Source organism: Falsiroseomonas sp. HW251, from assembly GCF_050563545.1.
GTDB lineage: Bacteria > Pseudomonadota > Alphaproteobacteria > Acetobacterales > Acetobacteraceae > Falsiroseomonas.
On the sequence record NZ_JBNXUM010000094.1, the window covers coordinates 1 to 913 of the forward strand.

Annotated in this window: 1 protein-coding gene; it reads right to left on the bottom strand. The window is 65.5% G+C overall.

Annotated elements, in window-relative coordinates; genetic code table 11:
- Positions 1-913, bottom strand: a 913-nt coding sequence (locus ACLF3M_RS35330) for a pyruvate formate lyase family protein (RefSeq protein ID WP_430661702.1), incomplete at both ends; no start/stop codon positions are given.

Genomic DNA, 913 nt, shown 5'->3' on the forward strand with positions numbered 1-913 from the left:
TTGTCGAGCGCCGCGTCGTCCCCGCGGTTCGTCATCGTCGGCGCGACGGAGACGGTGAAGCTGATGCCGTCCTGCGCATCGGCATAGGGCAGCTTCGCGACCGAGATGCAGCTCGCCAGCCAGCCATGGCTGTCGCGCCCATGCATGGGATTGGCGCCAGGCGCGAAGGGCTCGCCCTTGCGGCGGCCGTCGGGCGTGTTGCCCGTCGCCTTCCCGTAGACGACGTTCGACGTGATGGTCAGCACGGACTGGGTGTGCACGGCGTTGCGGTAGGTCGGGTGCTTGCGGATCTTCGCCATGAAGGCGGAGACGATGTCCGCCGCGATGTCGTCCACCCGGCTGTCGGCGTTGCCGAATTTCGGGAAGTCGCCCTCGATCCGGTAGTCCACGGCAAGGCCCGTGTCGTCGCGGATCACATGCACCTTGGCGTGCCTGATCGCCGACAGGCTGTCCGCCACCACCGACAGCCCGGCGATGCCGAAGGCCATGGTGCGCAGGACGTCGCGGTCGTGCAGCGCCATCTCGAGCCGCTCGTAGAAGTACTTGTCGTGCATGTAGTGGATGCAGTTCATGGCGTGGACGTAGGTGCGCGCCAACCATTCCATCGTCGCGTCGAATTTCTGGAACACCTCCTCGTAGTCCAGCACTTCCGACTTCACCGGCGCCGAGGCCGGTGCGATCTGCTCGCCGCTCACCTCGTCGCGGCCGCCGTTGATGGCGTAGAGCAGCGCCTTGGCCAAATTCACCCGCGCACCGAAAAACTGCATCTGCTTGCCGAGCCGCATGGCGGAGACGCAGCAGGCGATGCCGTAGTCGTCGCCCCAATAGGGCCGCATCAGGTCGTCGTTCTCGTATTGCAGGGACGAGGTGTCTCGGCTGATGCGGATGCAGTAGCGTTTGAAGGCCTGCGGCA